We start from the raw sequence: 23,012 nt of genomic DNA, 5'->3' as shown, positions 1-23,012 counted from the left end.
CGGCGTCCCGATATTTGCCGCGGGCAGGGCGCTCGCCTTCCCTGCCTTATCCATTCCTTAAACGCTGGATGCGACTTTCAATCCAATTAAGAGTCACCTGCAGAAGCAGGGCAATTCACGACCGGGTCCGAGTGCGTTGAGTTCGATTACGGCCAGATACGTTCCTCTGCCTGGCGCGGTTGCCGCCGGCTGCGAACGCATGGTTCATCCGACCGTCACGGACGAGGCTGAGCGCCAGCGCCAGCGCCGCTTCATCGGCGTCATGCTCGCCACTCCCTTCCTCGCCGCGGGTGCGGCGGTGACGCTGGTCACCTCAAGTCTGGGCGCCGCCGTTACAGTGGCTGCGATCTTCGGCGCTTTCGGTCTGTGCTGGTTCGCAGCGCTTCTGGTTGCCGCTACCGGCCGCATGACGCTCGCCGGCCGTGCCTCGGTGGCGACGGGTGGCCTCGCGCTTGCCGGCGCAATTGCCGCGGCGGGTGGTCTGGTGTCGCCGGTCGCGCTGCTTGCAGTGGCTTTGCCGGTCGAGTCTTGCTGGATCGCCGGGTCGCGCCGCGCAGCAATTTCGGGCGCGCTGGCGGCATTCGGCGCCATCCTGCTGCAGCCTTTCGCAAACCAGTTCCTGCCGCTCGGCGAGGCTGCGATCGCCGGTTGGCACTGGCTGCTGCCGCTTGCCTGGGCGCTTACGCTCCTGCCGCGCGCGGCGGCCTTCGCCAATCCCGCCGATGCGCGTCAGGCGGAGCCTGCGGTGGACCGTCTCGAAGAGACGATCGATGCCGTCGTGCTGCGCGTCGGCCGCCAGGGCGAGGTGCTCGACGCTTCGGCCAAGGCGCGTTCCATTCTGAAGCTTGCGCCGGAGCTCCTGCTCGGTACCGGCTTGTTCGAGCGCGTCCATCTTTCCGATCGCGTCGCCTATCTCACCGCGCTCGCGGACATGCGCGACGGCGCGCCGAAGCGCCGGCTCGACCTGCGCATCCGCTTGCCGCGCGACGGTGGCTGCTCGGCCGACAATTTCCGCCCGTTCCGCCTTGAATTGCTGCGCGGCGCGCGGGAGCAGGACATCTTGACCTTCGTCCTTCGTGAGAACGACGAGGTCGCTGCGCTCCGCGAAGAGCTTGCCACGGCGAGGGAGGCTGCGGCTGCCGCCGAAGTGGCCAAGGGGCGTTTCCTGGCGGTGGTCAGCCACGAGTTGCGCACGCCGCTCAATGCCATCATCGGCTTCTCCGACATGCTGCTGCACGAGATGTTCGGCGCCTTCCGCGATCCGCGCCAGAAGGAATATGTCGCCCTGGTCAGGGAGTCCGGCCAGCATCTTTTGTCCGTCGTCACCTCGATCCTCGATGTCTCGCGCGTAGAGGCAGGCGCCTATGCCACCGAGCTCGAGCCGTTCCGCTTCGCCGATGCCGCCGACATGTGCCGCTCGATGATGCGGCCGCTGGCGGAGGCCAAGAGCATCGCGCTCGGCGCGCAGATCGCGCCTGACGCCGGCGAGATCAATGCCGATCGCCGCGCCGTGCAGCAGATCCTGATCAATCTCGTTTCGAACGCCGTGAAGTTCACACCTGACGGCGGCAGCGTGGTGATCGGCGCCAAGCGGGTCGGCTCGCGGCTGCATTTCTGGGTGAGTGACACCGGCATCGGCATCGCCGACGAGGATATGGCCAACCTCGGCAAGCCGTTCATGCAGATCCAGAACGACTATACGCGCCGCTTCGAGGGAACCGGGCTCGGCCTGTCGCTGGTCAAGGGGCTGGTGGCGCTGCATGAGGGCACGATGTCGATCGAGAGCGCCCCGGGCGAAGGCACGACGGTGACGATCAGCCTGCCGGTGAACGGACCGAAGCGGCGCTCGGGCGCGCCGGCCGACGTGCTGCCCGTGCCGATTGCAAAGCCGAAGGGGGATGCAAATGGGGACAGCAATGGCTCGCTCCGCAAGACGGCCTAAAGTGGTCGAACCCGAGCGCGGCTTGCTTGCCGAGAGCGCTGCGGCGGTCGGCCAGATGATCTCGCGCAATCCGGTTCTGGTCGGCGGCTCGACCGCCTTCCTGGTGACGCTCTTCTACGTTTCGGCCAACGCGCTCTGGTACCAGCCTTTTCCGCACACGGGCGCCTTCTTCGCCACCAGGAGCATCGAGAATTTCCCGCATGCCGTCTCGGATGAGCCGGAGACCACCATCAAGATCGTGCGGCAGGCGCAGCCCGCTCCCAAGCCCGATCCGGTCGTCCAGCAGGTGCAGGGCATATTGAAGGACCTCAATTTCTACGACGGCACCGTCGACGGCCTCACGGGCCCAGCCACGCGCAAGGCTATCCAGGCCTATCAGCTCAAGGTCGGGCTGCCCGCCTCCGGCGATGTCGACGGCGCGCTGCTCGATCAGCTTGGCGCCAGGCAAACGACTGCGGCCATTCCGCATCCGGCCCCGAGACCGGCCGACAGGGCGACGGCCCAGGCCGCCGGACCAGCGGCCATTCCGGTCTCCGCCCAGGCCAACGGCGCAACGCAGGCGCCCGACGCCCGCATCGTCAAGATCCAGGCTGGCCTGAAGGCCTTCGGCAATGACGATATGCAGCTCGACGGCGTCGTAGGCGCCCGGACCAAGTCTGCGATCAAGGAGTTCCAGGCGCTGTTCGGCCTGCCCGAAACCGGTGAGCCGGACGAAGTGGTCTATGCCAAGATGCGCGAGATCGGCCTGACAAACTGAGGGAGCGGCGGCATCGGGCGTCGGTTCATTCGAGCCAATGTTCGGGGTTTCGCATCCCGTGGACTATTGCCACAACTAGAATGCCGTAGCTCGTCGGTTCGTAAATAACGATATATCGGCCTCCACCAGAACACGGGCTGTGTCGCTCAACTCGGGCCGAGCGACACCTATACTGGCATGGCTGCAAGCGAGTTCCAGCTTGTCGAAAATGCGTCCTACGAGCCTGTCAGCAGCTCTTTCGCTGTCAGCCGCGATATGTTCCCAAATCTCGCTTAGATCCCGTTGCGCGCGAGGAGTAAGTCGATAGTTAGCCACGTCCGGCGCGCTCGGCCTTCAGAGCACGCAGAAAGGCGGCGCGGTCAACCTCTTGGCCCTTACCGCTCGCCATGCCTTCTTCATAAGCTTGCTTTAGCTGTGCCAGTTCCAGGGCGCGAAGTTCCTCGCGGTGTTCCCACAGCCTGAGGGCTTCCCTGACGATTTCGCTATTCGAAGCATAGCTGCCGCTGTCCACCGCGTCCTGCAGACGCGCGGCCTGCTTCGGTGTGAGGGATATGGTGAGAGTACGCATGGCTTGAGTTTTCATGGTTATTGTTTTTAACGCCTCTAATAAATTTCAACAAGATTTGTTAGAAGCGGATGTTCCGTTCTTGACATCCTGGCCGCTCGCGAACACGCGGGAATCTCGCTAAAAAGGTCGGCATGCCATCCGGAACCCTGCCATGCGCGTGACTACCGATCTGTGGGTATCGGCCCTTCTGCGCCGTGTCTTCACCGCCGGCGGTTTTGCTGCCGTGGTCAAGCGCGGCGCGACCGAGGCCGGCGCCGTCTTCGTGTTGTCGCGCGACCGGCTCGGCGAAGTGGCTCTGTACGGACCGGCGCCGCAAACGAGCTACGATTCGGCCAAGCCCGACGAGCGCTTCTTCACCTTGCTCGATTCTGGCGACGATAGCTCGGCATTCGATGCAAGGCTGGAAAAGGAAAAGAGATTCGATCCCGACATCTGGGTGGTCGAGATCGAGGCCGGCTCCGTTCCGGTCGAGGAGCTTGTTTCCGTGAAGGCGGAATAGAGGCGGCGGCCCAGCGTCGCGTCCAGCCACGGAAAACCGCTGAGCACCTTCCCTGGAATTGGTTCAGGACGCTTTGCGGCCGGCGGCCTTGTCATCGCTGTTCGATGCGTGGCGCCCTGTCTCGATGGCATTGCCGCGGATCGCCCGAGACAGCGTTTCGGCTTTCCAGGCCCGCACCTTGTCGAGCGCTGCCTCGCGATGCAGCAGCCGATAGCGGTCGAGGAACAGACGGATTGCCTGGGGATGCGGAAACTCGCCGGGATGGACCGCGACCGCGATCAGGAAGGCCCTGTCTTCGCTTAGGTCGAGCGCCCTGAGCGCCGCAAGCAGCGCTGCGTAGCCCGATTGCTCTGTGATCGAGCGGGCTGTGGCAAAATCGATGTCGAGCGCATCGGCAAGCGCTGTCTGGAAGAAAGCAAGGTTGCCCGTCAGCGCCGTCTCGCGCAGCTTCAGATAAGTCGGCTGTCCGAGGAACAGGTTGACAGCGGCACTTTCGCCGGCGGGCCGCATCATCGAGCGCAGGCGTCGCCGCGCGTTTTCCTCAGGCACGCCGGGATCCGGGCGGTTGTCTTCTGTTGCGGAAGCGGCCGGTTTCACCGGCGCGATCTTCGTGACCGTCTCCGGCGGCCGCGTGTTGACCAGCGTCGGCTTCTCCAGCGCGCGGATCAGGTGGGCGATGGTTGCGTTGAGTTCCTTGCGGCGAGCGATTGCGCGCGCGTGCGGCAGGCCATGGCGGCCGATCAGCGCGATGAGGTCGATGTCGCTCAGCGCGTTCGAGCGGGTAAGCAGCGGCGCCGCGATCTCGACCGGCTCCTCGGCCAGCCGCCGCACCAACGCGGCCGGCGCATATTCGCATTCGGAAAGGGCGGCGGCGACATAGCGGCGCGATTCGACCGACACTTCGTCGAACAGCGGCAGCGTCAGATCCTCGAGTTGGGCGATTTCGCGCCGCGACGGGCGCGTCAGCGAGCAGAAGGCCGACACGGCGGCGCGGAACAGCCTTTCGGCTTTTCCCGCTTCGGTCCGGATAGCGATGTGCCTGAAATCCGAAGAAGACACGGAGGATACGCCCGATACTCGACACAGACCCGGCCCCGCGCCTCCGGCCGGGCCGGTTTCGCGTCTCCAGGGAACAAACATCAAATTAGCCGCGATCCGTTAGCGCTCCGTTAACCCTCTGCCCGCCTTAATCGACTTTGGAGGCGTTGCGTTGTGCTCCGGTCAAACCGAGAGGAATACGCGAACCATGGGCATGGTCTTGTCTTTCGTGCCGCGAGCGGCATCCGTCAATCGAGTAACCCACGACACCGACACGGCAGCGGCTGTCATCATCTTCCCCGGCGTCCGCTATGAGCCACAGCCGCAGGTCGGCGCGGCGCGTCCGGACGGCCCGGACAAGCCTGGGTCGCCACGGCCACTGGTGCCGCATCACTGAGCTGACTCTTCAGTATTCCTGCAGCTCGCAGGCACTCTGTTCGAGAAAGCGCGACACGATCGGCTTCCAGCTATCGTCCGGCACGAAGGCGCGGACGACAAAGATTCCCTCTTCGATCGGCGCCTCGACAAAGATCGCGCCCTGCAAGTCCTCGGGAAGATCGCGCCGCACGTCGATCATCTGCGCCGGTGTCAGCACCACGGCATCGAGCTTTTCGCTGTTCGCATTGTGGTCGTTGAAGGAATAGATGTTATGGCCGCTGCGGTCATAGACCGAGGCCGACCAGAACGGCACGTCGCCCGGCGCCCGGATCCGTACCAGCCCGTCGGCGAGATTGAAGCGGCAGGCGGCCGCGTAGAACATGGGGTCGACCGACTTCACCACAGGCGCACCGCCGGCCTCCGCGTCGAGGCGCGTCATCTTATAGAGGTCGGAGGCCATTGCCAGCCGCGACCAGGCATCGCGCTCGGAAAATTCCGGCACCAGAAACAGCACCGCGATATGCACGATGCCGGCGCCGAGCAGGCCGAGGACCAGGGCGTGCAGCAGGCTACGCATGGCAGCCCGCCTTCAAAATGCGCGGCAGCGCCACGTCGGAAAGCCCAGTGCTGCTCGCGATCGGCGTGTCGTAGAAGGTCAGCACGAAATACATCTTGCCGAAGCCGGCCGTCAGCAGCCAGTTGCCCGGGGCAGGGCGGTCGCCGACGGAGATGACGACCGAATTGTCGGGCCGGCGCAGCACTTCGTAGGATTGCAGCACCGCCTGTCTCGCTTTGCCGGTGTCAATGACGCCGAGCGACTGGTCGGAGGCATAAAGCGTCCAGAACCGGGCCGTCGGGTAACCGCCTTCGATTGTATAGGCGCATTCCCGCTTCAGCGGTTGGCCAGCTTCATCGCGCTCGGCGACGAAGGACAACCCTTCCGCCCGGCCGAGCGCCAGCACGCCCTCACGCGCCACGCGCGCCTTGGAGTAGGGGTCGGAGCCTTCCGTGCCGATTTCAGGAAAAGCTGTCCATTGGCCGATGCGGATCGCGCCGACGCCGTCCTGCGCGTTGAGCGCGTACCAGACGCTGCCGCCGCCAAGGCCGATGGCCATGGCAAGCGAAAGCAGCGTGAGGGAGACGGTCTTGAGCATGGAAGGCCGGAACTGAGGAGGTTGCCCGGGATATCGCGGCGTGGGGCCTCGTGGCAAGCCGGCTTGCCCCGGGCGTGGCGATATTCAGGTGGTCCGGCCTGCAAGCAGCATGACGTTCCCATGTCAGCGAACGCCTGTCACGGACAAGTCCGGACTGCGCCCCTTCTGATTCTCGGCGGCGCTGCACGTGGCCATCCAATCACTGACTTGTCAGGCGCCGATCCGATGCCTGTGCTTGAAGCCGCCGCCATTTCGTTCCACATCGGTCGGGATGAAGGGCGAGACAGAAGAGCGGCGTCGGAATTTGGCGTGGGCTTTGCCCGCATCGCTGATGCTGCATGCGCTGATCGCAGCGTTTCTGGTCTATACCTTGCCCAAGCGCGCCCAACAGCCGGATCAGGAGCAGCCGGTCAATGTCGCGCTTGTGCCTCCACCCGAGCAACCTAAGCCGAAGCCTCCGCCCGCACCGCAGCCGAAGCAACTCAAGGCCGAGAAGCCCCCGGAACCCAAGGCTGAAAAGCCGCCCGAGCAGAAAGTCGAAAAGCCTCCAGTGCCGGAAAAGCAGCCGCCGAAGCCACCGCCGATCGCGGTGCTAAAGCCCGTTTTCCAGTACGGCAACAAGGACACCGGCCCCAGGACATCCCTGGGTGGAGCCAGCAACCGGGACAACACGCCGTCGCCGGCGAAGGATAACGATACGAAGCCGCCCGCCGTGGCGAAGCCTGCACAGAAGCAAACTGCCGCGCCGGCCGATGCCGATCAGCCGGCAGATCACAGCACGGCTGACGAGAAGCCGGTAATCGCCGCGACGGACACCGAGCCCGCCCAAAGTGACGAGAAGGCAGCGCAGGACACGGATAAACAGCAGGCAGCCAAGCAAGAGGCAGGAGCGCCAACCGCCGAAAAGCAAGCAGGAGTGGCGCCGGCGCCGTTGGATGCCAGAGGGGTGGTAAAGTCGATCTTCCGGCGCCGGCCGAAAAGCAAAAGCCCAAGCAAGCAAATGCGCTGAAGTTCAGGCCCGCAAAGGTCTCGAAGTCCCGAAGCAAGAGCGCCGGAACGCCAGGTTCTACCAACGCCGCCGTTGCTGCGTCGCCGATCTATTCCGGCCTTCCGGGTGTTCGAAAGCTCTATTCGCAGGGCGCTACCGGCGATGCGCTGGCCACAAGCTCTATGAGCGAGGTGCCTCGCGACCAGCGGGTTGCCAACCTTTGCGGCAGCGTTTTGAACCAGGAGTTGCAGGGCGCCTCCTATTCTCCCAAATGGCTGCCATCCATTCCGCTGAAGGTGGGCAATGTTCTTGACCCTCCGGTGGCCGCCTTCAGCACCGCAACCACATGGTACCGCCTAAGCTTCCGGTGCGAGGTCGACACCGATGCGACAAGGGTCTTGTCGTTCAACTTCCGTGTCGGGGCTGAGATCCCACCCGGCGAATGGGCCGGACTCAGATTGCCTAGTCTCCGCTAAGCATTTCACTCGAAAGAGGGACCGGTTTCGGGGCAAGCGCATGCGTCGAACGAAGGTTCAAAGCGCGGACAGCGTCTCCGGCAGGGTAGGTGCGTTGAGAGCGGGTGCCGCCTGGAAGGCTTTGGTCATTGCCCTCAGCGTCTGCGTGGTGCGGCTGGAAAGCACTGGCGGGCGCTCGGCCTCTGCCTGCGCCGCGGCATCGGCAGCCTCCTTCTTCGCCTCTTCCTCGGCCTTGGCCGCGACCTCCGGGTCGACCCAGGGATGATCGAGGCCAGGGATCGGCTTCAGATCGATGTTCTGGTGTGCATAGGCCATCAGCCGCTGCCAAACCATCGCCGGCAGCGACCCGCCGGTCATGTTGTTGGTCGGCGCGAAATCGTCATTGCCGAGCCAGACGGCGGCCGTGTAGTTGCCGGTGAAACCGACGAACCAGGCGTCTCGGTAGGACTGCGTGGTGCCGGTCTTGCCCGCGACGACGATGTTGGGAAGCTGCGCGCGCCGCGCCGTGCCGATCGCCGGCACCGCGGCCAGCATGGTGTTCATGTATTTCAGAGCTTTTTCCGACAGCACACGGTGCGGCGGCGGCGCGTCCTTGGCCCAGTCATAGACGACGTCGCCGGTGCGGGTGACGAGCTGCGTGATGCCGTGCCGGGAACCGACGAAGCCGTTCTGCGCGAAGACGCTGTAGCCTGTCGCCTGGTCCATCACCGTCATGAGGGACGTGCCGAGCACCATGGTCTTGTGCGATTCCAGCGGCGATTCGACACCCATGGATTCGGCCATCGCCTTGATCGGCCCGATACCGAGATAGTCCTTGGCGAGCCGCACCGGCACGGTGTTGATCGACTTGGCGATAGCCGTGAGCAGCGTGACGTTGCCGGCCGAGCCGCCATTGTAATTGTGTGGCGACCAACTGCCCCAACTGACGGCGCCGCCGGAAACCACCGAGTCCGGCGTGAAGCCGTGCTCCATCGCGGTGGCATAGACATAAGGCTTGAACGACGACCCGGTCTGCCGCAGCGCCTTGGTGGCGCGGTTGAACTGGCTGGCGCCATAATCGCGGCCGCCGACAATGGCGCGCACCGCGCCGTTGGTCTCGATCACCACCACCGCGCCCTCGGTAACGTTGTATTCCTTGCCGAACTGGCGGAGATGGAATTCGACCGACTCTTCGGCCGCTTTCTGGATATTGGCGTCGAAGGTCGTATGGGCGACCAGCGAGTGTTGGCCGGGCTTGGCGATCTTCTTGACCTCGTCGAAGGCCCAGTCGAGGAAATAGTCGGGGCTCTTCTGCTCGCCGCGGTCGACGACATCTGCCGGATGCAGCCGCGCCTGCAGCACCTGGCCCTCGGTCATGAAGCCGGCGTCGACAAGGTTGGAGAGCACCACATTGGCGCGCGCACGGGCGGCCGGCAGGTTGATGTGCGGGGCGTATTTGGTGGGCGCCTTGAACAGGCCGGCCAGCATTGCCGCCTCGGCGAGGTTCAGGTCCTTGACGCTCTTGCCGAAATAGAAATCCGCCGCCGCCTCGATGCCGAACGTGCCGCCGCCCATATAGGCGCGGTCGAGATAGAGCTGGAGGATCTCCTTCTTGGAGAGATTGGCCTCCAGCCAGAGCGACAGGAAAGCTTCCTTGATCTTGCGCTCCAAGGTGCGCTCGTTGGACAGGAACAGGTTCTTGGCCAGCTGCTGGGTGATGCTGGAGCCGCCCTGGACCACCGAATTGGCGCGCACATTCTCGAAGATCGCGCGCGACAGGCCGAGAACGTCGATGCCGTAGTGATCGAAGAAGCGGCGGTCCTCGGTCGCCAGCACCGCCTTGATGACGATATCCGGCATCTCGTCGACCGGCACGGAATCGCGCTGAATGATGCCGCGCTGGCCGATCTCGTTGCCGTAGCGGTCGAGGAAGGTGACGGCGAAATCGCCCTGGTTGCGCCAATCGCCGGCGGTGATCTCAAACGCCGGCATGGCCAGCGCCAACAGCACCACGAAGCCGCCGGCTCCCATGGTGAACCCTTCACTCAGCACCTCGATGATGGCGCGCCGCCAGCCATGCAGGCGGAAGCGGCGGGAAAAGATGGTTGCGGCCTCCCAGAATTCGCGCGCTTTGAAGCTGATCTCGTAGAGCGAGGAATCGAGCCACGCATCGACGGCAAGAGCCGCCGAGGCGATCCGGCCTCTTCTCTTGCGTGGTTTCGAAGGAGTTGGCATTCCAGACTTCCGCCCCAATGCGCTTTCGCCCGAAAACAGCATGCGGGCAGTTTCAGGTGGCACCCTGCCAAACTATTCGACCATTTTATCACTGCTCACAAGGGCAGCGAAGCCACAGCACAAGCTTTGTTGAATGGAGGTCAATCGGCCGTGAACGGCGGGTAGTCATCAGCGCGCCGCGATGAAGCGCATGAAATGCGCCACATCCGCTTCGGTCGGCTCCTGGCCGGTGAAGGAGCGCAGATAGGCGGCGAGATGGCTGACGCGGGCCTCGACCGGTTCCTTGAGGTCGAGCACGTAATAGCCGATCTGCATGTAGTAGAGCACACGCGCTCGGATGAAGGCGTCCTCGTCGTCGTAGCCGTGCCGGCGGTACATGTCGCGGATGGCGCTGAGGCGCTCGTCGTCGGCCTGGTCGATCATCTGCCGCACGTCTGCCGAGCGCCTCGCCCATTCGCGCACGGCGAAATCGAGCCTCGGGTCGAAGAGGCGCTCGTCGGCCCAGCATTCGAATACGTTCATCACGCCCATGATGATGGTTTCGGCGGGGCGCCGGGCGCGCTCGACGATCGCAGTGGTGTTGGTGTCGTGCCAATGCTTGAGCAACTGGTCGAGCAGATCCTGCCGGCTTTCGAAATACCAGTAGAAGCTTGAGCGCGACACGCCGAGCTTCTGGCCGAGGGTGAGCACGCGCACGCTCTCGATACCGTCTGAAACCAGCGTCTCAAGCGCCAGATTGATCCAGTCCGAGCGCGTGACCTTGATGTTGCCGAGAACCGGTTCGGCCTGCGGGGCGGTCATGATCATGGCCGCACAATAGGCATGGCGGGAAGCGGCGCGCAAGCGATCTGTACACTTGTGTCTAGACACTCCTGTACAGGACGTGTATCGTAAGGCTCTCCAACGAGAGGGAGAGGCTCGTGAAATCGCATTACCGGGCAGTCGTCATCGGGGGAGGCGTGGTCGGCGCCTCGGTGCTCTATCACCTGACGCGCTTCGGCTGGAGCGACGTGGCGCTTATCGAGCGCGCCGAGCTGACGGCCGGCTCGACTTGGCACGCGGCGGCCGGCTTCCATGCGCTGAACGCCGATCCCAATGTCGCGGCGCTGCAGGACTACACGATCAAGCTCTACCGCGAGATCGAGGCCGAGTCCGGCCAGGATGCCGGGTTGCACATGACCGGTGGCGTCAACATGGCAAGCGATCCGCAGCGCTGGGAATGGCTGAAATCGGCCTGGGCGGTGTTCCAGTCGGTCGGCATCGAGACGGCCCGCCTGGTGACGCCCGAGGAGATCAAGGAGATCTGCCCGATCGTCGACGTCAGCGATGTGCTGGGTGGCCTTTACGATTCCAACGAAGGCCATCTCGACCCTTACGGCACGACGCACGCCTATGCGGGCGCCGCAAAGAAGCGCGGCGCCGATGTGATCCTGCGCAACCGCGTGATCGAGCTCAGCCAGCGCGCCGACGGCGGCTGGGATGTGGTTACGGAGAAGGGCGCGATTGTCGCCGAGCATGTCGTCAACGCCGGCGGCCTGTGGGCCAAGCAGGTCGGCCTCATGGCAGGCGTCGACCTGCCGGTGACGCCGATGGAGCACCATTATTTCGTCACCGAGGACATTCCGGAGGTCGCTGCCCTGGACAACGAGCTCGGCCTTGCCGTCGATCTCGACGGCTTCTCCTATCTTCGGCAGGAGCGCAAAGGCGTGCTGCTAGGTGTCTACGAGCAGAATCCAAAACATTGGAACATGGACGGTGCGCCCTGGGACTACGGCATCGAGCTGATCCCCGAGGACATCGACCGCATCAGCCCGGAGCTTTCGAAGGCGTATCAGCGCTTCCCCTGCCTGGCCAAGGCGGGCATCCGCAAATGGGTCAATGGCGCCTTCACCTTCACCCCCGACGGCAATCCACTGGTTGGCCCGGTGCGTGGCTTGAAGAACTACTGGGTCGCCTGCGGCGTCATGGCCGGCTTCAGCCAGGGTGGCGGCGTCGGCAAGTCGCTGGCCGAATGGATGATCTACGGCGAGCCGCAGGCCGACATCTTCGGCATGGACATCGCCCGCTACGGCGCCTTCGCCGCCAACCGCGAGTATCTCAGGCAAACCACGCGCCAGTTCTACGCCCGTCGCTTCGTCATGACCTTCCCCAACGAGCGGCTGCCGGCGGGCCGGCCGCTGAAGCGGCCCGGCGCCTATGACGGCATGAGCGCGGCCGGCGCCGAGTGGATGGCCTCATGGGGGCTGGAAATCCCGGCCTATTTCGCTCCGATGGGTTTTCGCGAGGAGACGACGCTGAAGCGCTCCAACGCCTTCGACATCGTTGGCGATGAGGTGCTGCAGGTGCGCCGCGCCGCCGGCCTCGTCGACACCACGGCCTTCTCGCGCTACGCCGTGTCCGGTCCCGGCGCCGAGGCCTGGCTCGACCGGCTGCTTGCCTGCAAACTGCCGAAGCCTCGGCGCGCGAAGCTTGCCCCGATGCTCGGCCATGACGGCAGGCTGAAGGGCGACCTTACCGTGCTCAACTGGGGCGGCGGCGACTACTGGATCATGGGCTCCTATTACCTGCGCGAATTCCACATGCGCTGGTTCGAGGCGCACATGGCGGACGGCGTCTCGGTTAACGACATCTCGGACGCGATGTCCGGCTTCCTGGTGACCGGGCCGAATGCAAGGAAGGTCGTCGAACGCACCACGCACCAGGACGTCTCCGCCAAAACCCTGCCGTTCATGGCCTGCGCCGAGTTCGACATCGGCATGGTTCGCGCCCGGGTCGCCCGGCTGTCGATCGCCGGCGAGCTCGGCTTCGAAATCAATTGCCCGGCCACCCTGCACGGGACGCTGCGCGAGACGCTGCTCGCCGCCGGCGAAGATCTTGGTCTCGCCGAGATCGGCTACTACGCGCTCAACGCGCTGCGGCTGGAGAAGAGTTTCGGCATCTGGTCGCGCGAGTTTACCCAAGGCTACACGCCCGGCCAGACCGGCCTTGACCGGTTCGTCGCCTTCGACAAGGGCGATTTTGTCGGCCGCGAAGCAGCTCTCAAGGAGCACAAGGCGGGCGTCGCCCGGCGGATCGTGACCCTGGAAGTCGATGCCGTCGACGCCGACGCCAGCGGTTTCGAGCCTGTCTGGCACAAGGGCCGGCGCGTCGGCTTCGTCACTTCCGGCGGCTACGGCTACACGGTTGGCAAGAGCGTCGCCCTGGCGTTGCTCGATGACGATTTCGCCGGGGAGGGGACGCAACTTTCCGTCCACATTGTCGGCGTCGAACGGCCGGCGCGCGTCATCGCGGCCTCGCCCTACGACCCCAAGGGCGAGGCAATGCGGCAATAGGGAGGATTGGGCATGATTGATGAGGCCGCACGCGATCAGAGGCGCGAACGCCGGCGCGGACGCACCGGCGAGGCCGGTAGCGAGTCCAGCCGCCGCCCGAACTATCGTTCGCTGAAGAACCCCTTCCTGCCGCAGCCGGTCTTTTCCGACGATCAGGTCGCCGCAATCCACGACACGGCGCTGCGCGTGCTGGAAGAACTCGGCATCAAGGTGCTGCTGCCGGAGGCGCGCGCCATTCTTGCCAAGGCCGGCGCCCTGGTCGACGAGGACAGCCAGATGGTGCGGATCGGCCGCGACATGGTCGAGGCAGCCTTGGCGTCCGCGCCGCGCTCGATCCCCGCCTATGGCGGCGCCAGCTCCCGTGACCTTATCCTCAAGCTTGGGTCCATGACATTCCTCGCCGGCTCCGGCGCCCCCAACGTTACCGATCTCGAGCGCGGAAGGCGGCCCGGCACGCTCGCCGCCTTCGAGGAATTCATGAAGCTGCTGCAGCATTTCGACGTGCTGCATATGCTCGGCCCCTGCATCGAGCCGCAGGACGTCGACACGCGCTTTCGCCACTTTGCCACCGGCCGCGCGCAGCTCACCTTGTCCGACAAGTTCCCCTTCGTCTTCGGCCGCGGCACACCGCAGGTCGAGGACAGCTTCGAGATGGTCCGGCTGGCGCGCGGCCTCTCGCAGGAGGAATTTCGTAACGGCGCCTACTGCTACACCGTCATCAACACCAATTCGCCGCGCCAGCTCGATATCCCGATGGCGCAAGGCATCATCGACTTCGCCAGGTTCGGCCAGGTGTCGATCATCACGCCCTTCTGCCTGGCGGGCGCCATGGCGCCGATCACGGTCGCCGGCGCGCTGACCCTGCAGCATGCGGAGGCGCTGGCGGGGCTGACGCTCGCCCAGATCGTGCGCCCCGGCGCTCCGGTGGTCTATGGCTCGTTTTCCTCAAATGTCGACATGAAGTCGGGCGCGCCGGCCTTCGGCACGCCGGAGCACATCAAGGCGACCTTGGGCGCCGGCCAGCTCGCGCGCTTCACCGGCTTGCCTTGGCGTTCCGGCGGCGGCAGCGCCGCCAATGTCTCCGACGCGCAGGCGGCGCATGAGACGCAGTTCGCGCTATGGGGCTCGGTGCTTGCCGGCGCCACCGTCTGCATCCATGCGGCAGGCTGGCTGGAGGGCGGCTTGAGCGTCTCGTTCGAAAAGCTGATTACCGACATCGAGGCGCTGCAGACGGTCGCCGAGCTTTGCGCCACGACACCGGGTGATGCCGACGCCATTGGTTTCGACGCCATTGCCGAGGTGCAGCCCGGCGGCCATTTCTTCTCGGCCGCCCACACCATGGTCCGCTACCGCACCGCCTTTTACGAACCGCTGGTGGCCGACTGGTCGAATTTCGGCAACTGGACGCAATCCGGCGGCAAGACCGCGACGGAGCGCGCCACCGGCATCTGGAAGCGGATTCTTTCCGATTTCCAGCCGCCCGCATCCGCTGCCGCCACCGCCGGCGTGCTCGACGATTTCATCGCACGTCGCACCGAAGAGGGCGGCGCGGCACCGGTGTCGTGAGGTCAAGGCAGCAGGGCAACCGCTGTACGCGAATAGGTTTTGTCGCTGACTTGATCGAGCATGAAGGCCGCCACGTCGGCGCGCGCCAGCGTCGGCAACAAGGATCTGGCCCGGATGCCGTGGCCGTGGCGGAACCGGCCGATGGCTGGACCGTTGCCGAGCTTTGGCGGTCGCACGATCGTCCAGTCGAGGCCGGACTGCGCGATGAGCCTTTCCTTCGCTTCGTGATCCGCCGCTTCATGGCGCAGCACGAGCGGCACGACGATGCCGCCGAGCAGTGGCCCCAATTGCCGCCGGCTGTCGCGGACGCCGAGGAAGGACTGATAAATGAGCCGGGTTGGCCCGCTCCGTTGCATCGCCTCGACGATGAAGCCGATACCGGCAATCACCGCCGCGTCGTGCTTCAGTGGCACGCCGACACCGAGGCAGCTCAACACCGCGTCGTGACCGGCAATCGCGCCCTCCACCGCCTTGCAGTCGGCGACGTCTCCGACGATCACGCTCAGACGGTCGTGGCTGATGGCGAGCTTGCGCGGGGTGCGGACGAAGGCGGTGACCAGATGGCCTTCCGCCAGCGCCGCCGAGACGAGGGCGCGGCCGGTCGCGCCCGAGGCGCCAAAGATCAGAAGTTTCATCTCCGGCCTCCCTGGCCAGTCTGCCCCGCTCGTCAGCCAGGCTTGCGCCCTGCGGCGAAAGCGACCGGCGCCCCAGCCGGGCAGCAGCCTTGTGTAGACGTAGTCGCATTGCTCCACCAGACCCTGCGCGGCGCCTCCCTCAAAAACCGTGTCGCCCCACATCGTGACACGCGTGATGCCCTGCATGCCCGCCGAACCGGAACCGCGCATGGTGCGGCTCGCCCCCGAAACTCTCGGCAGCCGCCCGGTTTTGCTTGTCTATCGCCGCGAGATCGGTGATGAGGCGCCTGTGCGCCGTCATCCGTTTCGTAACTGTGGTGATCAGGGATCAGGCAACGGTGATCAGCGGCAAGGCTTGATGGCATTGCCTCAAGACGCCGTCCGACGATCTGGCGAAACGGGTGCAAGGCGGCTACGCTGCGATGAGGACAAGGCAGGCGAGAGGAACCACATATGACGGCGCCTGGCGATTTGATGCAGGCCTTGTTCCTGCGATTGAAGACCGATGCGTCGCTGTCGGCGCTGCTGGGCGGCGCCGGCCTGCTCGAGCGCGCCGACGCCAAAGCCGCATTTCCGCACGTCACCTACGGCCGCACTAGCGCCTTCGACCTGGACACCGGCGCCGACGACAACGACGACCAACTCATCACGCTCCACATCTGGTCGAAGGCGCAGGGCGAGGCCGAGACGCGGCTCATCATGGACAGCATCAAGGCGCGCCTCGACGGCGCGGCCCTCTCGATCGGCCCGCGTGGCCAGACGCGGCTGTCGCTGGAATTCGCCGAGGCGCGCTATGACGACGACCTCGCGGTGCACCACGGGCTGCTGCGCTTCCGCGCGCTGACGCAAGAAAGTGCCTGAGAGACCAGCTTTTCCTTCAGCAATTCCAGGAAAGGTGCGCAGCGGTTTTCCGTCCGGAAGTACAAAAAAAAGGAGTTAGAGCAATTCCGCGTTTCCTTGAAACGATGGACTTCTCTAGAGCTGGGCCTGGATGGCGGCCTTGTCGATGACGGACCAGACCTCGCGTATCCGCCCGTCCTGGATTTCATAAAAGACGTTCTCCGCGAAAGTGACTCGCCTGCCGTTCACCGCCAGGCCGAACAGCATGCCCTTGGGCCTGCAGTCGAAATGCAGACGGGCCGCCACGCGTGGTGGCTCTGAAACCAGAAGCTCGATGTTGAAACGCAGATCGGGAATGGCCTGAAAATCGCCTTCCAGCATGCGGCGATAGCCCGAAAGCCCCACCGTCTCGCCATTATACTGCACCTCCTCGCCGACAAACTGGCCGAGATTGTCCCAATCCTGTTCGTTGAGGCAGGCAATGTAGCCCTTGTAAAGACTGGCAAGGTCGTCATGGCTCATGGCATTCTCCCCGTCCTCAACTGCTTCACGGCGCAAATTAGAGCATATGCTAGCCGCGAAAACCGTAGCCGCGCCCGTGATTTTCCGGCTATCAATCCATGCTGGTCCTGATGGGCCCAGGCAGTTGGACTCGCATTTGTTCGTCTCGCGGGCAGGGGGTATGGCGGGCATGGATTTTCGGCCGTTCACCGTTCATTTCATGTTCAGCACAAATGCGTTAGTACCGTGATCATGAAAACGTTCCGCTCCCTTACTCGCGCCGCGACGCTGGCGCTTGCCGCAGCCGGGATTTTTGCGTCGCAGGCGACGGCGATGCCGCTCGTCGAGCCATCGGTCGATCAGCCGCTCGTGCTTGCTGCCAGCGACTGCTATGCAATCGGCCAACAGATCGCCGCGCAGAACGGCGGCACGCTCGCCAAGGCCTCGCAGGCGACGCGCGGCGGACAGCAGGTCTGCGTGATCGTGGTACTGGTCCCGGGCAAGGAGGGCCAGCGGCCGCGCCGTACTGAGATCGTGGTGCCGCTGGACTGACGCCCAATTCCCTTTAACAGGCTTGAGTTTCCTGGCCGGCGGAATCGGCCTATACCTCCACCCTTCAACAGGCTCCGAACCATGCGCGTGCTCGTCGTCGAGGATGACAAGGATCTCAACCGGCAGCTTACGGATGCGCTGGTCGATGCCGGCTATGTCGTCGACCGCGCCTATGACGGCGAAGAGGGGCATTTCCTCGGCGACACCGAGCCTTACGACGCCGTCGTCCTCGACATCGGCCTGCCGCAGATGGACGGCATCAGCGTCGTTGAGCGCTGGCGCCGCGGCGGGCGCAAGATGCCTGTGCTGATCCTGACCGCCCGCGACCGCTGGAGCGACAAGGTTGCCGGCATCGACGCGGGCGCCGACGACTACGTCACCAAACCTTTTCACATCGAGGAGGTGCTGGCCAGAGTGAGGGCGCTGATCCGCCGCGCCGCCGGCCATGCCTCGTCCGAGCTCACCTGCGGGCCGCTGAGGCTCGACACCAAGGCCTCCAAGGCCGACGTCAACGGCGTGCCGCTGAAGCTCACTTCCCACGAGTTTCGGCTGCTTGCCTATCTGATGCATCATATGGGCGAGGTGGTATCGCGCACCGAATTGGTCGAACATCTCTACGACCAGGACTTCGACCGCGACTCCAACACCATCGAGGTGTTCGTCGGACGGCTTCGCAAGAAGATGGGCACCGACATGATCGAAACCGTGCGAGGCATGGGCTATCGCATGCGAGAGCCGGAGGCGTGACGCGGAACCGCTGAAGCCGACGATAAGAACGTGGCTTTCAAAGCTGCGGCTCTGGCCGCGCTCGCTGACCTTCCGCGTCATCGCCTTTTCCACGATTTGGGCGATTCTGACGCTCGTCGTCATCTTCACCCTCATCACCACGCTCTACCGCCAGGCCAGCGAGCGCGGCTTCGACAGTCTTCTTTCGGCGCATCTGTTCAACCTGATCGGCTCCGTCGGCATTTCCGACAATGGCGCGCTCATCGGCTCGCCCGACCTTGGCGATCTGCGCTTCTCGGAGCCGAATTCCGGCTGGTACTGGTCGGTCGAGCCGGCCTCCGAAGACGTTCACGGCGAACTCCATTCCTCCTCGATGACCTCCTCGATCCTGTCGCCGAGCGTCGCCGAGGTGCCGTTCAACGCGAACTTCCAGCGCAGCTATTCGACCGAGGGCATCAAGGGCGAGGAGTTAGAGGTTTTCGAGAGCGAGTTCGTGCTCGATGCCAAGAACCGCGCCGCGCGCTTCCGCGTCATGGGCAATCACAGCGAGCTCGAGCAGGAGATCGCGAGCTTCCAGCGCCGGCTGCTCACCTATCTGTCGCTGTTCGGCGTCGGCATGATCGCCATCAACGCCATCGCCATCCTTTTCGGCTTGCAGCCTTTGCGCCGCGTGCGCAATGCTTTGGCGATGGTGCGCGAGGGCACGGCGCAGCGGCTCGACGGGCGCTTTCCGGCCGAGATCGAGCCTCTGGCCAGCGAGACCAATGCGCTGATCGAGAACAACAGGCGCATCGTCGAGCGCTCGCGCACCCAGGTCGGCAACCTCGCCCATTCCCTGAAGACGCCGCTTGCCGTCCTGATCAACGAGGGCCGCGCGCTCGGCGGCGCCAAGGGAGAGCTCATCGCCGAGCAGGCTGCCTCGATGCAAAAGCAGGTCGACCATTATCTGCAGCGCGCCCGCGTCGCTGCCCAGCGCGACAGCGTCGTGTTCCGCACGCCGGTGGCGCCGCTGGTCGAGCGCATGGTGCGCGTGCTGCGCAAGCTCAACCCGCAGACACAGCTTTCGCTGTCGCCGCCGGCCACCGGGATCGTCTTTGCCGGCGAGCGCGAGGATCTTGAGGAATTGCTCGGCAATCTCCTCGACAATGCCATGAAATGGGCGAAAAGCGCCGTTGCCGTCTCGGTCGCCGCCGTTCCGGGAAGCCCCAACCTTTTTGAAATCGTCATAGAGGACGACGGCCCCGGCATTCCCGAGGACAGCGCGCGGGAAGTGTTGAAACGCGGCAAGAGACTCGACGAGACGAAGCCGGGAACGGGGCTTGGATTGGCCATTGTCGCCGACCTCGTCAACGAGTATGGAGGCGCCCTTGCGCTGGAACGGTCCAGCATGGGCGGCTTGAGGGCAGTGGTAAGATTGCGGAGCCTTCAATAATGTTTTATCGATTTCCGTGCGGCCGCTTGCGGCCAAATTTCCGACAAATATCAATACTATGGGCTCGCTATCCTTCCCGCTGGCGCGGTTCCCGATCCATCTCGCTCCAGAAGTGCTTTTCGCCCAAGAAGCCCATCACGCTCAAGAGAACCGGTTGCTGGTATGAAGATTCGCGTTGCGCTCGTTTCCGCCCTGATGGCCGTGTCGGGCTGCACCACGCTGGGCAGGACCGGCCCGACCTCTCCGGTCACGCCCGTCGCCACGCCGCCGGCCGCCGGTAAGGTGGGAGCCGGCATCGTCGCGGCCATGAATGGCGGGCTCATCGGCGGCTCGATCGGTTCGGGTCTGAGCGATGCTGAAAAGCGCAAAGGCCTCGAGGCCGAGTACAAGGCGCTGGAATACAACGCCAGCGGCCAGAAGGTGACGTGGAAGGGCGACAGCTCGACCCATTATGGCGAGGTCGTTGCCGCCCAGCCCTACCGGGTCGGCTCGCAGGACTGCCGCCAATACACCCACACCGTTTACACGAGCGGTTCGGGCGTCACGGCGCGCGGCACCGCCTGCCGCAATGCCGACGGCAGCTGGACGCCGCTGACCTGAATTAGCAACGATCGGCGCAATTTGACATTGATCAAGGACGGCCGGCGCGTCTGCCGCCAAAGCGTCGCAGGGCGTCCGTGTTGGCAGGGCAGGGCTCTGCCTTTATTGGAATAGCCATGCTGTTCTGGGTCATAGCTGCAATCCTTACGCTGGGCGCCAGCCTGGCGGTGCTTTTGCCGCTGGCCGGCGGCACGAAAGCCGCATCGACCGCCGGCGATCACGATCTCGAAGTCTATCGCGACCAGCTTTCGGAACTCGACCGCGACATGGCGCGCGGTCTCATCCAGCCGGGCGAGGCGGAGGAAGCGCGCGCCGAGATCGGCCGCCGCATTCTGCGTCTCGGCTCGCACAGCCAGGCAAGCGCGCGAGCGCCGCGCCCTGCGCGCGCCGCGAAGCTGGTCGCCACCGCCGCCGTGCTGGCGGTGCCGCTGGTTAGCTGGGGACTTTACGGCTCACTCGGCTCGCCGGATCTGCCCTCGCAGCCGCTGGCCGAACGGCTGGCCAAGAACCCTGCCGAGTCCTCGGTCGACGAGCTGGTTGCCCGCGCCGAGGCGCATCTCGCCGCCAATCCCTCGGACGGCAAGGGCTGGGACGTGCTGGCGCCGGTTTATCTGCGCCTGCAGCGCTACGCCGACGCGGTGACCGCCTATCGCAACGCCATCCGCCTCGACGGCGACAGCGCCGTGCGCCAGGCCGGCCTTGGCGAGGCGATCGCCAACGCTGCCGGCGGGATCGTCACGGCCGAGGCTCAGGGCGCCTTCGACGCGGCCTTGAAGCTCGATCCCGCCAACGCCAAGGCCAATTTCTATCTGGCGATGGGCCTGGCCCAGGAAGGCAGGAAGGCGGAAGCCGCCGCCGCTTGGCAAAAGATGCTCGGTCAGCTTGCGCCCGATTCGCCCTGGCGCAGCGCCGTCCAGCAGGCGCTCGCCGAAACGGCCGAGCCGCCGGCGGCGGCAGGCAAGCCGGCGACCGGCCCGGATGCCGGGCAAGTCGAGGCGGCGCGGCAGATGGCGCCGCAGGACCGGCAGGCAATGATCGAGACCATGGTCGCCAGCCTCGACGACCGGCTGAAACAAAATCCGCGCGACGAGGAAGGATGGATGCGGCTCATTCGTTCCTATGTTGTGCTCGGCAAGGCCGACCGGGCGCGCGACGCGCTCGGCCGCGCGGTTGCCGTCTTCGGCGCCGACAGCGAGCAGGCCAAGAAATTCACCGCCTTTGCCGCCTCCCTCGGCGTGACGGCGACGGAGTAGGCCATGACGCGCAAGCAGAAGCGATTGTCGGTGATCCTCGCAGGGCTGGCCTTCCTCGGCGCTGCTGCCGGTCTTACCTTCTACGCGCTCGGCCAAAAGGCTTCGTATTTCTACATGCCCGCCGACCTCGCCGCCGCAACCGTCCAGCCCGGACAGCGCATTCGCCTTGGCGGGCTCGTCGAAAAAGGCACCATCGTTCGCGGTCAGGGCGCGACCGTCGCGTTCTCGGTCACCGATGAGCAGAAATCGGTCAAGGTCACCTATACCGGCATCTTGCCCGACCTCTTCCGCGAGGAGCAGGGCGTCATCACCGAAGGCGCTTTTGGCCCGGACGGCGTCTTCGTTGCCGATAGCGTTTTAGCCAAGCACGACGAGCGCTATATGCCCAAGGAAGTCGCCGACGGCTTGAAAGCCAAGGGCGTGTGGCAGGAGAGCAAGAGCCAATAATGGTTGAGACCGGACATTTCGCGCTCGTCCTCGCCTTCGCGCTGTCGCTGGTGCAGATGCTGGTGCCGTTGGTCGGCGCCCGCACCGGCAACCAGCGGCTGATGGCGGTCGGCGGCCCGGTCGCGGTCACCGGCTTTGCGCTGACCGCGCTGTCCTTCACCGCTCTTGCCACCGCCTATGCCGGCTCCGATTTCTCGGTGGCGAGCGTCTGGGAAAACTCCCATTCGCTGCAGCCGATGATCTACAAGATCACCGGCACCTGGGGAAACCACGAAGGCTCGATGCTGCTCTGGGTGCTGATCCTGACCTTCTTCGGCGCGCTCGTCGCTGTCTTCGGTTCCAACTTGCCAGCGACGCTCAAAGCCAATGTTCTGGCCGTGCAGGGCATGATCGGCGCCGCCTTCTTCCTGTTTATCCTGGCGACGTCCAATCCCTTCATCCGGCTGAACCCGGCGCCGATCGAGGGCCGCGATCTCAACCCGATCCTGCAGGACCTCGGCCTCGCCATCCATCCGCCGCTGCTCTATCTCGGCTATGTCGGTTTCTCGATCTGCTTCTCCTTCTCGGTCGCAGCCCTGATCGAAGGCCGCATCGACGCCTCCTGGGCGCGCTGGGTGCGGCCCTGGACGCTGGTCGCCTGGATGTTTTTGACCGGCGGCATCGCCATGGGCTCCTATTGGGCCTATTACGAGCTTGGCTGGGGCGGCTTCTGGTTCTGGGACCCGGTCGAGAACGCTTCCTTCATGCCCTGGCTCGCCGGCACGGCGCTCCTCCATTCGGCAATCGTCATGGAAAAGCGCTCGGCGCTGAAGATCTGGACGCTGCTGCTTGCCATCCTCACCTTCTCGCTGTCGCTGCTCGGCACCTTTCTTGTCCGCTCTGGCGTGCTGACTTCCGTGCATGCCTTCGCCACCGATCCGGCGCGCGGCGTCTTTATCCTCTGCATCCTGACGCTGTTCATCGGCGGCTCGCTGGCGCTGTTTGCGCTGCGCGCTTCCACCCTGACCGCAGGTGGCCTGTTCCAGCCGATCTCGCGCGAAGGCGCGCTCGTGCTCAACAATCTGTTCCTGACCACGGCGACCGCGACGGTGCTCGTCGGCACGCTCTACCCGCT

General features: G+C 64.9%; 25 protein-coding genes. 16 read left to right on the top strand and 9 right to left on the bottom strand.

Annotation, left to right across the window (positions count from 1 at the left end; translation table 11 throughout):
* Positions 1-199 precede the first annotated feature (199 nt).
* On the top strand, positions 200-1,942 hold the full coding sequence (locus tag EOA49_RS10325; RefSeq protein WP_127241675.1) for a PAS domain-containing sensor histidine kinase: 1,743 nt from the start codon (positions 200-202) through the stop codon (positions 1,940-1,942).
* Complete coding sequence (locus EOA49_RS10320) at positions 1,917-2,699, top strand: peptidoglycan-binding protein (protein ID WP_127241676.1); 783 nt, start codon at positions 1,917-1,919, stop codon at positions 2,697-2,699. Before EOA49_RS10325 ends, EOA49_RS10320 begins: the two co-directional genes overlap by 26 nt.
* Positions 2,700-2,774: 75 nt before the next feature.
* Here EOA49_RS10320 and EOA49_RS10315 read toward each other — a convergent pair whose 3' ends face one another.
* Together EOA49_RS10315 and EOA49_RS10310 are read right to left on the bottom strand one after the other, a co-directional pair.
* Entirely contained in the window at positions 2,775-3,014 is a 240-nt protein-coding gene (locus tag EOA49_RS10315) for a type II toxin-antitoxin system RelE/ParE family toxin (RefSeq protein WP_348626867.1), read from the bottom strand.
* Positions 3,007-3,282, bottom strand: coding sequence for a type II toxin-antitoxin system ParD family antitoxin (locus EOA49_RS10310; protein WP_095800166.1), 276 nt, complete (start codon positions 3,280-3,282; stop codon positions 3,007-3,009). The genes EOA49_RS10315 and EOA49_RS10310 overlap by 8 nt, the downstream gene beginning before the upstream one ends.
* A 136-nt stretch (positions 3,283-3,418) precedes the next feature.
* On the opposite strand from EOA49_RS10310, the gene EOA49_RS10305 reads away from it, so the two are divergent.
* A complete protein-coding gene (locus tag EOA49_RS10305) occupies positions 3,419-3,766 on the top strand; it encodes a DUF1491 family protein (protein ID WP_067320924.1) in 348 nt (115 codons plus the stop codon).
* Positions 3,767-3,829: 63 nt separating this feature from the next.
* Here the strand turns inward: EOA49_RS10305 and EOA49_RS10300 are convergent, their stop codons facing one another.
* Positions 3,830-4,825 carry a DUF2336 domain-containing protein gene (locus EOA49_RS10300; RefSeq protein WP_127241677.1) on the bottom strand — a complete coding sequence of 332 codons (996 nt, stop codon included), beginning with the start codon at positions 4,823-4,825 and terminating at the stop codon, positions 3,830-3,832.
* A gap of 187 nt (positions 4,826-5,012) precedes the next feature.
* Here EOA49_RS10300 and EOA49_RS10295 point away from each other — a divergent pair, with 187 nt between their 5' ends.
* Positions 5,013-5,201: a hypothetical protein gene (locus EOA49_RS10295; RefSeq protein WP_127241678.1), complete on the top strand. Its 189-nt coding sequence runs from the start codon at positions 5,013-5,015 to the stop codon at positions 5,199-5,201.
* A 9-nt stretch (positions 5,202-5,210) separates the two neighbouring features.
* On the opposite strand, the gene EOA49_RS10290 is transcribed toward EOA49_RS10295, so the two are convergent.
* Together EOA49_RS10290 and EOA49_RS10285 are read right to left on the bottom strand one after the other, a co-directional pair.
* On the bottom strand, positions 5,211-5,759 hold the full coding sequence (locus EOA49_RS10290) for a DUF1254 domain-containing protein (RefSeq protein WP_127241679.1): 549 nt from the start codon (positions 5,757-5,759) through the stop codon (positions 5,211-5,213).
* The gene (locus EOA49_RS10285; RefSeq protein ID WP_127241680.1) at positions 5,752-6,336 is read right to left on the bottom strand and encodes a DUF1214 domain-containing protein; all 585 of its coding nucleotides are present in this window, start codon (positions 6,334-6,336) and stop codon (positions 5,752-5,754) included. Before EOA49_RS10285 ends, EOA49_RS10290 begins: the two co-directional genes overlap by 8 nt.
* Before the next feature lie 187 nt (positions 6,337-6,523).
* Between EOA49_RS10285 and EOA49_RS34095 the strand changes: the two genes are divergently transcribed.
* Together EOA49_RS34095 and EOA49_RS34090 are read left to right on the top strand one after the other, a co-directional pair.
* Entirely contained in the window at positions 6,524-7,345 is an 822-nt protein-coding gene (locus EOA49_RS34095) for a hypothetical protein (protein WP_348626866.1), read from the top strand.
* A 161-nt stretch (positions 7,346-7,506) separates the two neighbouring features.
* Positions 7,507-7,800 (top strand): DUF930 domain-containing protein, encoded by a 294-nt coding sequence (locus EOA49_RS34090; protein ID WP_245476961.1) that lies wholly within the window; start codon positions 7,507-7,509, stop codon positions 7,798-7,800.
* Between the two features lie 57 nt (positions 7,801-7,857).
* Here EOA49_RS34090 and EOA49_RS10275 read toward each other — a convergent pair whose 3' ends face one another.
* Both EOA49_RS10275 and EOA49_RS10270 read right to left on the bottom strand, forming a co-directional pair.
* Entirely contained in the window at positions 7,858-10,014 is a 2,157-nt protein-coding gene (locus EOA49_RS10275; protein WP_127241954.1) for a penicillin-binding protein 1A, read from the bottom strand.
* A gap of 168 nt (positions 10,015-10,182) precedes the next feature.
* Positions 10,183-10,821 (bottom strand): TetR/AcrR family transcriptional regulator, encoded by a 639-nt coding sequence (locus tag EOA49_RS10270; RefSeq protein WP_067320941.1) that lies wholly within the window; start codon positions 10,819-10,821, stop codon positions 10,183-10,185.
* Positions 10,822-10,934: 113 nt separating this feature from the next.
* Between EOA49_RS10270 and EOA49_RS10265 the strand changes: the two genes are divergently transcribed.
* Both EOA49_RS10265 and EOA49_RS10260 read left to right on the top strand, forming a co-directional pair.
* Positions 10,935-13,346 (top strand): FAD-dependent oxidoreductase, encoded by a 2,412-nt coding sequence (locus EOA49_RS10265; protein ID WP_127243138.1) that lies wholly within the window; start codon positions 10,935-10,937, stop codon positions 13,344-13,346.
* A gap of 12 nt (positions 13,347-13,358) precedes the next feature.
* The gene (locus EOA49_RS10260) at positions 13,359-14,912 is read left to right on the top strand and encodes a trimethylamine methyltransferase family protein (RefSeq protein ID WP_127241374.1); all 1,554 of its coding nucleotides are present in this window, start codon (positions 13,359-13,361) and stop codon (positions 14,910-14,912) included.
* 2 nt (positions 14,913-14,914) lie between these two features.
* On the opposite strand, the gene EOA49_RS10255 is transcribed toward EOA49_RS10260, so the two are convergent.
* The gene (locus EOA49_RS10255; protein ID WP_127241375.1) at positions 14,915-15,757 is read right to left on the bottom strand and encodes an NAD(P)H-binding protein; all 843 of its coding nucleotides are present in this window, start codon (positions 15,755-15,757) and stop codon (positions 14,915-14,917) included.
* A gap of 243 nt (positions 15,758-16,000) precedes the next feature.
* Between EOA49_RS10255 and EOA49_RS10250 the strand changes: the two genes are divergently transcribed.
* Entirely contained in the window at positions 16,001-16,408 is a 408-nt protein-coding gene (locus EOA49_RS10250; protein WP_067320953.1) for a DUF3168 domain-containing protein, read from the top strand.
* A gap of 114 nt (positions 16,409-16,522) precedes the next feature.
* On the opposite strand, the gene EOA49_RS10245 is transcribed toward EOA49_RS10250, so the two are convergent.
* Positions 16,523-16,909, bottom strand: a complete 387-nt coding sequence (locus tag EOA49_RS10245; protein WP_067320956.1) for an ester cyclase — start codon at positions 16,907-16,909, stop codon at positions 16,523-16,525.
* 231 nt (positions 16,910-17,140) lie between these two features.
* Here EOA49_RS10245 and EOA49_RS10240 point away from each other — a divergent pair, with 231 nt between their 5' ends.
* From EOA49_RS10240 to EOA49_RS10210, 7 genes are all read left to right on the top strand, one after another.
* Positions 17,141-17,440, top strand: coding sequence for a hypothetical protein (locus EOA49_RS10240; protein ID WP_095777890.1), 300 nt, complete (start codon positions 17,141-17,143; stop codon positions 17,438-17,440).
* An 81-nt stretch (positions 17,441-17,521) separates the two neighbouring features.
* Positions 17,522-18,187 (top strand): response regulator transcription factor, encoded by a 666-nt coding sequence (locus EOA49_RS10235; RefSeq protein WP_127241376.1) that lies wholly within the window; start codon positions 17,522-17,524, stop codon positions 18,185-18,187.
* A 22-nt stretch (positions 18,188-18,209) separates the two neighbouring features.
* The gene (locus tag EOA49_RS10230) at positions 18,210-19,598 is read left to right on the top strand and encodes an ATP-binding protein (RefSeq protein WP_127217065.1); all 1,389 of its coding nucleotides are present in this window, start codon (positions 18,210-18,212) and stop codon (positions 19,596-19,598) included.
* 162 nt (positions 19,599-19,760) lie between these two features.
* Positions 19,761-20,198: a hypothetical protein gene (locus EOA49_RS10225; protein ID WP_066997605.1), complete on the top strand. Its 438-nt coding sequence runs from the start codon at positions 19,761-19,763 to the stop codon at positions 20,196-20,198.
* Between the two features lie 116 nt (positions 20,199-20,314).
* Positions 20,315-21,451, top strand: a complete 1,137-nt coding sequence (gene ccmI, locus EOA49_RS10220; RefSeq protein ID WP_127241378.1) for a c-type cytochrome biogenesis protein CcmI — start codon at positions 20,315-20,317, stop codon at positions 21,449-21,451.
* 3 nt (positions 21,452-21,454) lie between these two features.
* On the top strand, positions 21,455-21,898 hold the full coding sequence (gene ccmE / locus EOA49_RS10215) for a cytochrome c maturation protein CcmE (RefSeq protein WP_066997599.1): 444 nt from the start codon (positions 21,455-21,457) through the stop codon (positions 21,896-21,898).
* Positions 21,898-23,012: heme lyase CcmF/NrfE family subunit (locus EOA49_RS10210; RefSeq protein WP_164749211.1), on the top strand; the 1,115-nt coding region annotated here is incomplete at its 3' end. The genes ccmE and EOA49_RS10210, both read left to right, overlap by 1 nt.

Origin of the sequence: Mesorhizobium sp. M1A.F.Ca.IN.020.04.1.1 (genome assembly GCF_003997315.1) — a bacterium.
In the GTDB taxonomy this organism is placed as follows: domain Bacteria; phylum Pseudomonadota; class Alphaproteobacteria; order Rhizobiales; family Rhizobiaceae; genus Mesorhizobium.
The sequence above is the reverse complement of the archived record's forward strand: the minus strand, read 5'-3'. Positions and strand labels throughout refer to the sequence as shown.

Excerpts from the sequence above, each read along its gene's own strand:
- EOA49_RS10325 (WP_127241675.1), top strand. The coding sequence starts at position 200 with ATGGTTCATCCGACCGTCACGGACGAGGCTGAGCGCCAGCGCCAGCGC.
- EOA49_RS10320 (WP_127241676.1), top strand. The coding sequence starts at position 1,917 with ATGGCTCGCTCCGCAAGACGGCCTAAAGTGGTCGAACCCGAGCGCGGC.
- EOA49_RS10310 (WP_095800166.1), bottom strand. The coding sequence starts at position 3,282 with ATGAAAACTCAAGCCATGCGTACTCTCACCATATCCCTCACACCGAAG.
- EOA49_RS10305 (WP_067320924.1), top strand. The coding sequence starts at position 3,419 with ATGCGCGTGACTACCGATCTGTGGGTATCGGCCCTTCTGCGCCGTGTC.
- EOA49_RS10295 (WP_127241678.1), top strand. The coding sequence starts at position 5,013 with ATGGGCATGGTCTTGTCTTTCGTGCCGCGAGCGGCATCCGTCAATCGA.
- EOA49_RS10290 (WP_127241679.1), bottom strand. The coding sequence starts at position 5,759 with ATGCGTAGCCTGCTGCACGCCCTGGTCCTCGGCCTGCTCGGCGCCGGC.
- EOA49_RS10285 (WP_127241680.1), bottom strand. The coding sequence starts at position 6,336 with ATGCTCAAGACCGTCTCCCTCACGCTGCTTTCGCTTGCCATGGCCATC.
- EOA49_RS34090 (WP_245476961.1), top strand. The coding sequence starts at position 7,507 with ATGAGCGAGGTGCCTCGCGACCAGCGGGTTGCCAACCTTTGCGGCAGC.
- EOA49_RS10275 (WP_127241954.1), bottom strand. The coding sequence starts at position 10,014 with ATGCCAACTCCTTCGAAACCACGCAAGAGAAGAGGCCGGATCGCCTCG.
- EOA49_RS10270 (WP_067320941.1), bottom strand. The coding sequence starts at position 10,821 with ATGATCATGACCGCCCCGCAGGCCGAACCGGTTCTCGGCAACATCAAG.
- EOA49_RS10260 (WP_127241374.1), top strand. The coding sequence starts at position 13,359 with ATGATTGATGAGGCCGCACGCGATCAGAGGCGCGAACGCCGGCGCGGA.
- EOA49_RS10255 (WP_127241375.1), bottom strand. The coding sequence starts at position 15,757 with ATGCGCGGTTCCGGTTCGGCGGGCATGCAGGGCATCACGCGTGTCACG.
- EOA49_RS10250 (WP_067320953.1), top strand. The coding sequence starts at position 16,001 with ATGACGGCGCCTGGCGATTTGATGCAGGCCTTGTTCCTGCGATTGAAG.
- EOA49_RS10245 (WP_067320956.1), bottom strand. The coding sequence starts at position 16,909 with ATGAGCCATGACGACCTTGCCAGTCTTTACAAGGGCTACATTGCCTGC.
- EOA49_RS10240 (WP_095777890.1), top strand. The coding sequence starts at position 17,141 with ATGAAAACGTTCCGCTCCCTTACTCGCGCCGCGACGCTGGCGCTTGCC.
- EOA49_RS10235 (WP_127241376.1), top strand. The coding sequence starts at position 17,522 with ATGCGCGTGCTCGTCGTCGAGGATGACAAGGATCTCAACCGGCAGCTT.
- EOA49_RS10225 (WP_066997605.1), top strand. The coding sequence starts at position 19,761 with ATGAAGATTCGCGTTGCGCTCGTTTCCGCCCTGATGGCCGTGTCGGGC.
- ccmI (WP_127241378.1), top strand. The coding sequence starts at position 20,315 with ATGCTGTTCTGGGTCATAGCTGCAATCCTTACGCTGGGCGCCAGCCTG.
- ccmE (WP_066997599.1), top strand. The coding sequence starts at position 21,455 with ATGACGCGCAAGCAGAAGCGATTGTCGGTGATCCTCGCAGGGCTGGCC.